This window comes from Shewanella sp. SR1, assembly GCF_020447145.1.
GTDB classification, from domain to species: domain Bacteria; phylum Pseudomonadota; class Gammaproteobacteria; order Enterobacterales; family Shewanellaceae; genus Shewanella; species Shewanella baltica.
Map to the genome: position 1 here is coordinate 43,424 of NZ_JAJAEF010000029.1, position 12,429 is coordinate 55,852.

The 12,429-nt window shown below is 45.8% G+C and carries 6 protein-coding genes; 3 read left to right on the top strand and 3 right to left on the bottom strand.

The features are described 5' to 3' along the window. The first annotated feature begins 172 nt into the window (after window positions 1-172). Window positions 173-1,393 carry a PQQ-dependent sugar dehydrogenase gene (locus KV201_RS19695; RefSeq protein ID WP_226060302.1) on the top strand — a complete coding sequence of 407 codons (1,221 nt, stop codon included), beginning with the start codon at window positions 173-175 and terminating at the stop codon, window positions 1,391-1,393. Window positions 1,394-1,717: 324 nt separating this feature from the next. On the opposite strand, the gene KV201_RS19700 is transcribed toward KV201_RS19695, so the two are convergent. The 3 genes from KV201_RS19700 to KV201_RS19710 all read right to left on the bottom strand — a co-directional run bounded on the left by KV201_RS19700 (window position 1,718) and on the right by KV201_RS19710 (window position 7,193). Next, window positions 1,718-2,290, bottom strand: a complete 573-nt coding sequence (locus tag KV201_RS19700; protein WP_226060304.1) for a hypothetical protein — start codon at window positions 2,288-2,290, stop codon at window positions 1,718-1,720. 819 nt (window positions 2,291-3,109) lie between these two features. Beyond that, a complete protein-coding gene (locus KV201_RS19705; RefSeq protein WP_226060306.1) occupies window positions 3,110-6,187 on the bottom strand; it encodes a transglycosylase domain-containing protein in 3,078 nt (1,025 codons plus the stop codon). A gap of 427 nt (window positions 6,188-6,614) precedes the next feature. Further along, on the bottom strand, window positions 6,615-7,193 hold the full coding sequence (locus KV201_RS19710; protein WP_006082333.1) for a thymidine kinase: 579 nt from the start codon (window positions 7,191-7,193) through the stop codon (window positions 6,615-6,617). A 542-nt stretch (window positions 7,194-7,735) separates the two neighbouring features. On the opposite strand from KV201_RS19710, the gene KV201_RS19715 reads away from it, so the two are divergent. Together KV201_RS19715 and KV201_RS19720 are read left to right on the top strand one after the other, a co-directional pair. Beyond that, window positions 7,736-9,841, top strand: a complete 2,106-nt coding sequence (locus KV201_RS19715; RefSeq protein WP_226060308.1) for a cytochrome C — start codon at window positions 7,736-7,738, stop codon at window positions 9,839-9,841. A 201-nt stretch (window positions 9,842-10,042) separates the two neighbouring features. Next, complete coding sequence (locus KV201_RS19720) at window positions 10,043-12,193, top strand: M3 family metallopeptidase (RefSeq protein WP_226060309.1); 2,151 nt, start codon at window positions 10,043-10,045, stop codon at window positions 12,191-12,193. The last annotated feature ends 236 nt before the right edge of the window (window positions 12,194-12,429 follow it).

A 12,429-nucleotide genomic window follows, 5' to 3' on the forward strand; every position in this document is an offset into this window, starting at 1 on the left:
AGCAAGGTTTTAATACGTTAGCCTTTGAATGCATTAGCCAACGCGCAGTTCTTGGACTCAATAGAACAAGACTGTGAGTTTCGATACAAGGTCACATCGATAAATTGCCCTTAGGTTGCTGGCTTGTTACTCTGAGCCATCATTTAGGAAAGCACTGTGACTAAGGATAGCGATGAAACGGATCACCTTTAAACTATGCAGCTTGAAGAAACTATGCAGCTTGAAGCTAAAGGCCTTGAAGCTCAGTACCTTAAGTCTTGCCCTGTGTCTTGTTGCAAGCTCACCCGCTATTTACGCGCAAAACACTAGCGCAACAAGCATTAGCGTCAAAACGGAAACGGGTAACATTCAGGTAAAAACCATAGCCCAAGGGTTAGAAAATGTCTGGGGTATGGCATTTTTACCCGACGGCAGCATGCTCGTGACTGAACGCGCCGGCAGAATGCGCATTGTCAGCGCCGTAGGTAAAGTGGGCGAACCCTTAACGGGTTTGCCACCGCTATATGCCAAAGGTCAAGGTGGTTTACTTGATGTGGTGCTTGCGCCAGATTTTGCCAGCAGCAAAAAAATCTATTTCAGTTATTCAGAACCCGCTGAAGGTGATGCAAGCGATCTCAATAGCACAGCGGTGAGTTTTGCTACTCTCAATGGCAACAAGCTTAAAAATCTCAGCCGCGTTTTTAGTCAGCAACCCAAAATCAACAGCGGCCACCATTTTGGATCTCGTTTGGTGTGGGCGCCTGACGGCACTTTATTTATCACACTTGGCGATCGTTACAGCGAAAAAGATAGCGCCCAAACATTAGACAATCATTTAGGCAAAGTGGTGCGGATTAATGCCGATGGCTCAGTGCCTAAGGATAACCCCTTCATCAATACGGCGGGCGCTTTACCCGAGACCTGGTCTATTGGTCATCGCAATATGCAAGGCGCGGCCATTAATCCCACCAGCAAAGTATTATGGACTGGCGAGCATGGACCGCAGGGCGGCGATGAACTCAACATTGATGAGGCGGGCAAAAACTATGGCTGGCCTGTGATTACCTATGGTGAGAATTACGGCGGCGGCAAAATCGGCGAAGGCACCCACAAGGCTGGAATGGAGCAACCCGTCTACAAATGGGTTCCCTCTATTGCCACGGCGGGCTTTATGTTTTACACAGGCGATAAATTTCCGCAGTGGAAAAATAATATTTTACTCGCCAGCCTAAAGGAAAAAACGCTAGTACGTTTAGTGCTTGATGGCGACAAGATTATTAAAGAAGAACGGCTGCTAAAAAATGAATTGGGGCAAAGATTACGCTCAGTCGTGCAAGGGCCTGATGGGTTGATTTATCTTGTGACCGATGAAGCGAAATCAAAAATTTACCAGATCTCACCGCAGCAATATTAAGCACTCGCTTTAACCACAGCCTTTTAACCAATGCAACAAGCTCAATGGTGGGAGAGGAATAAAGTTCTATACTGAATCGTCACATGTGCTTGATTCTAAACCGTCAGATTGAATACGTGGCAAAATAAAGCATCATACTCATCTGCGCTTAGGTGCATAAATCGAACAGTAATTAAGTAATTAAGTAATTAAAGTTTCATACTCAAGATAACTCATTTTGGGACATTTTCGAGTTAGCCTTTTAGCTCGAATTAGTAAGTTTCGAATTAAAATTTTTATGGGTAACGCCGCGAGCACACGCCGGAGGTCTTGTGCCTTGCCTTGTTAGCTTCTTGCTTCCCAGCCATCTTTACCATGAGAATATAGTTCCACTTTCATGTCTTCATCCCAACTTTCAGGATGAGGTACAAATGCTAAGAAGTAATTATCACCATCTTCCGGTACAGCACCACTCAGTATTGATAACGCCCAATTTTTTATACTTTTACTTTGAGAGAGTATCAATAGCTTATTTTCTGATCGAGCCATGGCGAATTTACTAAAATCGATTATAGAAGCGCGACTATCGCTTCTTTGAAATTCACTTTCAATAGCCCATTCCATTTTATTCACATAGATTAGCTGCTTCTTGTTTGACGCAGAAGGTATAGATTTAACATTCACAACACTAATATCAAAAAGCAATTCATTTAATTTAAATTCGCTTCTATTATCAGAATAATCTGCTGAAAAAACTCTGTATTCAGTTTGAACATATTCTTCTCTAAATGATGCTGCGATATTTTTCACCCAAGCTTTACTTCTAGCTGCATGAAATAATCTAGGCTTAGAATAATTTGAACTTATACATTCTTGAAATGCATCTCTTAACGAATTCTGCAATTTTTCTAAAAGCATCGATTTATCCATGAAGCTAACGTCTTAGTATTTATGCGCTGCGCTGTTTATCACGTTAGACCAGTGAAAACACGCATTGTTAACTGATTGTATTGCAAAGAAGTTATCAGCTTTACTTCAAATACGCCACCTAGAAAAACGCACATGCGCGTTTTTCAAACCTAGTATCTACTTAATGAAAAGTATAAGCCATTAATTTTAAAGCTATTTATTTAAACAAAAATGAGAAAACGCGCACAAATAAAGGATACAAATCGTTCAAAATCCTTATGATTTGAATACGACTATATAATTATCCAGTTTTTTGATGGGTAGTAGTGAATTACATCACACGGGTATAACGATGAAAATTTCTAGGACAGAAAGTCCGTTCGTTACTGCTCCATCGACAACTTTTTAACTCGCTTTGGAGCAATAGCTTTTAGCTGAACGAACAGCAGAAGTGTTAGTTAAGATTGGCATTGTTGCACCAGTGACCTTCTAAAACATGGATGTTTTAGTAGAGCCCTCAGGGACGAGTTTATGGCGAGTCACTGGGGAAACAATGACAATTAATGCTGCGTAACTCAGTGGCCTTGCTTTGGGGCATTTTCGAGTCAAAAAATGCCTTTAATCAGCCCAAATTACTGCTATTTAGGCGGACAATTTAATTATTCATAATAAATCTTTATCGTTTGGTATGAGACGTTATAATTCTCCTACAAGAATCGGTAGAGAATTTAAGCCTTAAAACGACAAAGAGTGTTCATCAGGAACACTCTTTGTTATTAACGAGCTTTGCTAACTTGCAGTTGTTAGCGCGGCACTAACCTCCTGCCTTTATTCGTTTACCACGCACATCCCCTGCTCTGTTTTCACATAGGGAGACAGAATAGGCATCATGCCTTTCATCACTTGTAATGGCAGCGCCGAAGTAAAACTAAAATCATCGGATTTACTGCCGGGCACGAAGGCAGTTAAAGTGCCGAAGTATTTATCCCCCAGATAAAACACGAAGGTCGCGGTGCGGTTCATGGCAGTCGTCGCCACTTTTTTACCTTGCTGCATTTGAGTCACGATACGGTTATCACCGGTGCCGGTTTTCCCGCCTATGGCTAACATCTCGCCTTTTGCATCGGTAAAAATGCCCTTCAAACGACGGGCAGTACCGTTTTGCACTACGTTCGCCAGTGCAGCTTTTAGGGCTTGCGCGACTTCATGGCGCATGACTCGCTCACCTTGGGTGTTCTGATTCTCCAGCGTCACTTCGTATGGTGTATCCGCGGCAAAATGCAGCTGATTGATACGCACGGTAGGCAAACGATAGCCATCATTCTGAATAATGCCCATGAGTTCGGCTAAAGCCGCAGGTCTATCACCCGAGCTGCCGAGCGCCGAACCTAAGGATGGCACCATAGCATCAAAGGGGTAACCTAAACGCGCCCAACGCTGATGTATGTCGAGGAAGGCTTCCACTTCAAGCATCACTTGCACTCGAACGTCACGGGCGTTTTTATGTCGCGTCCTAAACAACCAACGATAAACCTCTTGGCGCTGTGCTTCACTCGCCTGTTTCACATCGTTCAAATTCGCCTCGGGATTGTGATTAAGATAATCCAGCACCCACAATTCCAACGGATGCACCCGTGCGATATAACCTTGATCCGGCAGGTTATATTTATCAGGGCCGTACTTGTTATATAAGCTCTTAATACGACCATCGGTATAACTCACCTGCGGCAATCTTTGCTGCAGAAAAGCCTTAAATGCCGACATAGGTTCATCGGGTAAGAGGTAGCGATACGCCGACGTTAATTGTTGCTCCGACTGGGATAAACCGTCGAAGAACATCCCAAAACGCTCATTCGCGGCCACTTTTTTATACTTGCGATAAAACTTAGTGACGAAGGTATTGCCCTCTCTATCGGCAAATACCCGCAGGTATTCGTCGCGGCGCGGATCTTTATCGTTACGCAGCAACTGGGCCATATTGCCCTCATTTTGCATACTGCTGCTGTAATTGACTATGTCGCGCATGAGGCGCACAAACGGCAAGTTAATCGAATCCTGCAAAGCTTGATAAAGTGTCGGAGTCTTAACATCTTCCGATTTTTTAAAGTTATTAAACACATGCAAACCACCACCGGTAAAGAACTGCTCACTGGTTGAGGCAGAATATTCCCGCTGTAGCGCCGCATCTAACATGCGATCTAAACGTCTGTCAGGATTCACAATCAAGTAATCAATCGCCCAGCGGGTTAAGTGGTCCCTAGGTTCGATAATGATAGATTCCAGTTCAATACCATGTTTTTTCGAATATTTTTCGTGGATCTCAGCGATGATTTCTAAGTAGGTCGCCATCACCCGTAATTTAGCAGTTGAGCCCAGTTCCAACTTACTGCCTTCGTTAATATCAAAGGGTTGGTCGGTACTGTCGGTCTGCACACGAACTCGGTTGGCGGTGTCGGTACGCTCGTAAAGCGTAAAGCTATACAGCACGTTTTGCAGTTGGCTTGGCTCGAGTAAACGCTCACCCAATAAACCCACTTGCTCAGCGGTCGACACTTGCGCCAGGCTGCGTAAGTAGTGACTCACTTGCTGCTGTAAATCACTGTGTAAGCTACTGTTGACCGTCAAGTCGAGCCTGTCTAAATCGTAGAGCCCCACATTTAACATGCCCGCAGTACGAATACGCACTGTATTCACGCCCTTATCGGCGCCCGATTGCGTATTTCGTTGCGGCTTTGTGACCCTAAACTGCAATTTCTGCGCGAGTGCGGCATCACGCAGACCACGGTCAATAAGGTAATATTGGCCGAGTAAGCGGATATGGCTATCGACTAAATTTTCAAGATCTTCATGACCTTGCAATAAATAGTATGAAGGGCGACGCTGGGCAATCATCAGCGCGACCACTTGGCGGAATACTTGTCCACGCTTGGCGGCATTACCCTTGATTTGTGGCGATGCTAACAGCTTGTTTGCGGTATCGAAATCGGTGCCAAACCAAGCCCACAGCCCATCACCAATACCATGCACTTCACCATGATTTGGCGCCGAGGATAATGGCACAGTGTTTAAATAATCTTGGACGATGCGCTTACGAGCGGGTTCGGTATTCTCACCTTGCTGGTACACGCGCACACTGGCCGAGCCAATTTGTAATAACTTATCCTTGATGCTTAAGGTTAAGCCTTGGGAAGAATGGCGGAATTTTTCAATCTGAGTCGCCAGCGTACTGCCACCGGCGGTAGACACATTCATGCCGACCATCTCTGCAATTTGGCTCATCCCCGCCACCACAAAACGTGGCCAGTCGATCACGGGATTGAGTTTATCTTCCGTGGTCCATAACTCGCGGTTTTCAATAAATAATAAGGTATTAACGATTTCATTGGGGATCTTATCGTCGTCCTGATAAACCCGTTTGGGATAGGCGAACTCGTACAAATCGGTATTGCGACAATCGAGCAGCGTTAAGCCAGATTGCGCCTTTTCGTGATAAGGCGGGAAAAATCCCAGCTGCGCGTATTCCTGCAAGGCAGGCGAAAACGCCACTTGCTGCGTCACCTGAAAATTCCGTTGCATTAATCGGTCGATATACTGGGGTAACTTACTATAACCATGGCGCTCATCAAAGGGGCCATAACTTGGATAAATCACCGCTGTGCTCGGTGAGTTTTCTAATTCATAGGTGAGCGTCTTAGCATATTGATTGATGTATTTGGCTTGATAAAACGAGGTTTTCACTTCAAGGCCAATCAATAATGCGATACAGCAAATCAAAATAAAAAATAAGAACCAGACTCTGCCCTTTGATCTGGCTTTACGCGGAGTCTTAACCTTCACCTTAGGTTCGGGTTGTGGTGGACGAGGACGATAATTTTCGAACTTCATCTCTGACGGGGAATTAGGCAAAACAGCTCCAAAAAAACACTAAAATAAATATCTTTCATGCAACTCAGCAAATCCGTTGCCACTCAGTAAAGCAAGACATCAACTCATTAACCATTACGTTCATTCGGCCTTAGCTATCCGTTCTATATAGTGGAATAGTATATCCACACTTTCTCAAACCATGTTTCACCCAAAAGAGTGGTATCCATAATCCACAACCGCCAATCACTCACGCTAATGTTAAGCTGGCCACTTATACTATTTTTAAGCAAAGAGTAAATTTCGCCAAGTCTTAATTTGTTGATACACAGGTATTTTCAACGATTAAGCTCGCCGACACTGTGACTCAGCAGCAATGTGGCTCATAAACACTGTGACCGAGAAACAGAACGAGCCCATAAGCCACACAAAAAATATTTAGCCGCCAACAATACCCAGTTAGCAAAGACTAATCCCAGATAAACTCACGAAAATGTTTACGGCAAACGGACTCATAGCTTTCATTACCGCCAATCGCCACTTGCTCGCCCTCGCGCATCACTTTGCCGTCACCGTCGAGGCGCACCACCATGTTGGCTTTGCGGCCACAATGGCAAATGGTTTTCAGCTCAACCAACTTATCGGCCCACGCTAATAAATAATGACTGCCGCTAAAGAGTTCACCTTGGAAATCGGTCCTTAGGCCATAGCAGAGTACGGGAATATCAATATTATCGACCACATGCGTCAGCTGCTTTACCTGTTCTTTACTCAAAAACTGGCACTCATCCACCAACACACAACTTAATGGCGTGGCTTGATGCACATCGCTAATCATCTGAGTCAGATCATCTTGGCTACTAAAAACCTGTGCTTCGGTTTCAATGCCGATACGCGAAGCCACTTTACCTTTGCCATATCTGTCATCTATGGAGGCTGTCATCACCAAGGTATTCATACCGCGTTCTCGGTAGTTATAGGATGACTGTAATAGGGAAGTGGATTTACCCGCGTTCATCGACGAATAATAAAAATACAATTGAGCCAAGACTTATACCCTTTAAAAAACGTTAACGCTTACGCGTCTGCCACCAGAGCCAAATTGGGCGCTAGTCTAACATTGCGCTTCACATCAGAACACTAGCAGCCACTAAGCTTTTATCATGAAATTCTGCATCGGCGCCGACTTAACCAGCGTTTTACTCACCCATCGTCGAGTTAAACATCTCTAGCCCACTTTATTTAATGCTCTCCACGATAAAAACCATCACCAACAGCCAAATGATTAAATTTTGTTAACGTAAGCTTAACTGAACCTTAAATATTGTTTTATAAGGAAATAGTGAATAAAGCTAAATTTCAAAAGTGAGATCTACCTCCAAAGTATTAGGTGTTAATGGGGTTGTGCTCAAAAAACAAACATAACGTTAACAGTAGTATTTCATTCGAGACAAAACGTGCTCAATTTAAAAAAAGAAAGTATTCGATAGCTTGCAAATTAAAGCTAACGGTCAAAGCACTAATCTACCCTGCAAACTTTAGTGCTCCACTCCGTCCTTTATGCGCATATTGGATCAAATGGAGATAATGATGAGAATTTTCACCTCTAGAAAACTGGCATACTTAGTGGCTTTAGCACTAACTGGTGCCCTTGTTGGTTGTGGCGATGATGGCAAAGATGGTGTCGATGGCGCACCAGGAACGCCCGGTATTCCGGGAACCCCAGGTACGCCTGGCACACCCGGGGAACCTGGAACACCGCCACCAGTCACCAGCTCGACGCTGACGAAAGTCAAAGTGATCAACTACAGCTTTGGCGAAGGCAGTATCAGTTACGAATTTGAAATTACCGATGAGAATAATAATTTAATCAACGGGCTGCAAAACGCAGAGGCTAAAGTCGCGGCGTTAACCGATAAAGGTTTCATCAATAACCGTACCGAAAGTGATCTTAATGGCGTTGCAGACAATGTGCATATTGGTGGCGCGGCAACTCAAGCGACAGAAGGCGCCACACTGACCTCTTTAGGCGACGGTCACTACACTTTTGTGGCCCCAATGTTAGGGGTAAATCCCAGCACTGAAGGTATTGTGTGGTTACGCGTTGGCGGCAATAGCGCAACAGGTATCGCACGTTCAGCCCCCTTAGTTGTCAATAAACCCGAAGGCACTCATTCCACCACAACCGATAGTTGCTATTCGTGTCACGTCGATTACGCAACCAGTCCTCGCCGCCATGCAAGCTATGTTGCAACCGGTATGGACGGTGAAGTCACCTTCGTAGAAGGCTGTTTAGCGTGTCACGGCTCCGTGAGTCGCGGCGCTGTCAATGCGGAAGGTTTCTCTGTAGGTGGCTATGCGACTAACACCCTGTCTAAGATTGGTCATGTTAATCACCAAGATTTTACTAAAGACTTTTCAGTACAAAACTGTACATCTTGTCACGTTGAAGCTCCAACTAACATCAACGTTGCAGGACCCGGTTGTATCGATTGCCATGATAGCGGTGGTGTGCCAGGCGTCATTATCCCAAGTAATGGTGCCGATGTCCGTACTATGCATGAAGGTAAGTCTGGTATTACTGAACGCCAAGCTATTCGCGCTAAGTACAAAGTGACATTAGCGGCCCCAGTTAAAGTCGATGATATATCAACGAAAACAGATCACTATGCGCCAACAGGTGCTGCCGCCGCAGTCGCCGCCCCAGGCTGGTGTACAACACTTACTGTAAAGGATGTTGATGGCAATATCTTTAGTATCAAAGATAACTTCAACTACTCAGATCCGCTGGTGTTTGATGCCAAGAAACCGCTGGTCTATGCCAGTGCCTATCTGCACGCCTATGACAATGGCAGTTTAGTGGGCCGCCCAGGTAACCGTACTAACTATTACTATGGTTACAACACCGACGGCACTAAGAATATCTGTCACTTACTGACGGATATCAGCGCAGTGAATGCTAACTATGTTTACTCTGCCCGCGTGACATTCAGTACCGCAGGTTGGATGGAATATGATGGCAATCAACGTTATCAAAGTAATGGCAGCCTAAGAGCGACAGGTTATGACGGTTCTATGGGCGTATCCTTTACCGCCTACTCAGACGTCGTTAACCCAGTCACGACTCAAAAAGTCTCTGGCTTCGAGCGTCGTGAGATAGTGAGCGCTAACAGCTGTACTACTTGTCATAACGATGCCACTGCATTCCACAAAAATGGGGCCTTCGATGACGGCGGTAATGGCTGTATTGCTTGCCATGACAACGGCATGGCGCGGACATCAGCCGCCTTAGGCGCAGGTTTTGGCCCTATGGTTCACAGCTGGCACTGGGGTAATGGCGCTAAAGTCGGTGAGATGAAAGCGGATGGAACTCAAGCGAATGCGGCTAACGGTGCAGGTGCGATTGAAGCCTCTACTAGCTGCGTTGCCTGTCACGAAAAAGCGATTGATTTAGATAACATTCCAAATCAATACATTCTTGAGCCAGGTAACAAAATGACCAGCCCTGTTTCTGCAAACTGCTATGCCTGCCATACGATTGATTCAGCGAAAGCGCACATGGTGAGCAACGGTGGTGAGATCAGCGTTCCTAGCGTGGCAGATTGGTTTAAACAACCAACGACTGAATCCTGTGCAGTATGTCATAACACAGGTAGAAGCTCTGGTATTGATAAATACCACAAGTTTACTCGCTAATTAGTCATTTCATCATCGCATGATTAAATAGTCAGTAAAAAGCGGTACCGATTTTCCCTGCAAGGAAATCGCCAAGGAGTCTCATCAACACGGGACTCCTTTTTATTTAGATACAGCCCCATACAAGCCATTTTCAGTCCCATTTAAGTTACTAACGTTACAGTCCTAAAAAAACAACAATTCAAAGGAAGTCACTCAATTATGCGTAAACGTTTTATTGCCATCGCCATCGGCGCCACACTCACCGCCGGATTTATGGCAGGTTGTAGCAACACAGAAAGCAAAGCCCCTAACGCCATGTCGGTACAAGCCCAAAACCCCTTGTTTCAAGTCAGTAGTCTGCAATATCAAGCGCCCGACTTTAGCCTCATCAAGAATGAGCATTTTACGCCTGCCCTAGAGCAAGGCATGGCCGAGCACTATCAAGAAATCCTCGCGATTGCGAATAATCCCGCAGCGGCGACCTTCGATAACACGATTGTGGCTATGGAGAAAAGTGGCGCCCTGCTCAGCCGTGCATCGAGTGTGTTTTATAATTTAGCGGGTTCGAACAGCAATCCAGAGCTGCGTAAAATTCAAGGTGAAATGGCGCCCAAAATGGCGGCCCACTCGGACAACATTAACTTAAACCCAGCGCTATTTGCCCGTATCGAAGCCATTTATAACGATCGCACCAACCTAGGTTTAACCCCAGAAGCTGTGCGTTTGGTTGAGGTCTATCATCAACGCTTTATCATGGCGGGCGCAAAACTCACCGACGAACAAAAAGTGAAAATCCGCGCATTAAATGAAGAACAATCAACACTGACCAACGAGTTCTCCCAACGTTTACTGCGCTTAACCAAAGAAATCGCCGTTATCGTAGAATCAAAGAATGAGCTTGCAGGATTAACTGACAGCGACATCACTTCGGCCGCAAACGATGCTAAAGCTGCAGGTCATGATGGCAAGTATCTGATCAATATCACCAACACCACTCGTCAGCCCGTATTGGCGTCACTGGAAAACCGTGAACTGCGCCAACGCATTTGGGAAGCCTCGGCTAACCGTGGCTTAAGTGGTGAAAACGAAACGGCGTCGCTAGTGTCTCGTTTAGCACAACTGCGCGCTGAGCGCGCCACGCTATTAGGTTATGAAAACTGGGCGAGTTATCGCCTAGCGCCGCAAATGGCCAAAACACCAGAAGCGGTTTACAGCATGTTTGGCTCTATGGTGCCAGCCGTAGTCGCAAATACAGAGAAAGAAGCGGCCGATATTCAAGCCATGATCGACAAGACTGGCGGCAAATTTGAACTGGCGCCATGGGACTGGGAATTCTACGCCGAGAAAGTCCGCCAAGAAAAATACGCCCTTGATGGTAATAGCATTCGCCCATACTTTGAGTTTAACCGCGTCCTCGAAGATGGCGTGTTCTACACACTCAAAGAACTCTATGGCGTCACCCTAACACCTCGCCCAGATTTACCGGTTTATCATCCCGATGTGAAAGCCTACGAAATGTTTGATGCCGATGGCTCAAGCATGGCCATTTTCTACGCCGACTATTTTGCCCGTGAAGGTAAACGTGGCGGCGCTTGGATGAGTTCGTTCGTCGGTCAATCCTTCCTTGAAGGTACTAAACCTGTGGTCGTCAACGTAATGAACATTAAGAAGGCGCCAGAGGGACAACCGACCTTCGTCAGCTATAACGAAGTCACTACTATGTTCCATGAAATGGGCCACGGCACCCACGGCATGTTCTCCAAAGTGACATATCCAAGTCTGGCGGGCACTTCGGTTTCCCGCGACTTTGTCGAATTCCCATCAACCTTCGAAGAAGACTGGGCGGCTCATCCCAAAGTGTTGGCCAACTACGCCAAACACTATGAAACCGGCAAACCGATTCCCGACGAACTGCTGCAAAAACTGCTGAAATCTGGCAGCTTCAACCAAGGCTTTGACACCCTGGAATACATGGCCGCCGCATTAGTGGATATGGAGTGGCATTCATTAAGCCCAGATGCACCACTGCAAGATGTGGCCACCTTTGAAGCCAATGCCCTGAAAAAGCACGGCTTAAACATCAGCGCCGTGCCGCCACGCTATAAATCGACCTACTTTGCCCACGCCTTCCCCGGTGGTTACTCGGCAAGTTATTACGCGTATATGTGGAGTGAGATTTTAGCGGCGGATGCCTTTGCCTATGTGCAAACTCAAGGCGGGCTCAATCGTGAAATCGGCATGAAGTACCGCAAAACCATTCGTGAAGTGGGCAACAGTATTGCGCCAATGGAAGCCTACAAAAACTTCCGCGGACAAGAGCCAACCACACAAGGATTGCTTAAACGCCGCGGGCTAGACCAAGCACTCTAAGCTACAAAAAACCTAAGCGGCAAGTAGCCTAAGTTAAGTACTGATAGCCTTAATGCGATTAGGTTAAAGATAGAGATAGAGATAGAGATAGAGCGTTAACCAAAAAAATCAGCCAGCATAATGCTTAATGCCGATCAGTTAAGACAGATCGCTTGACGATCTCGCTGAAAAGATCAAAATCCGATGACCTCATGTCATCGGATTTTTTTATGCAACTCTCAGAAGCACTCGCTCGC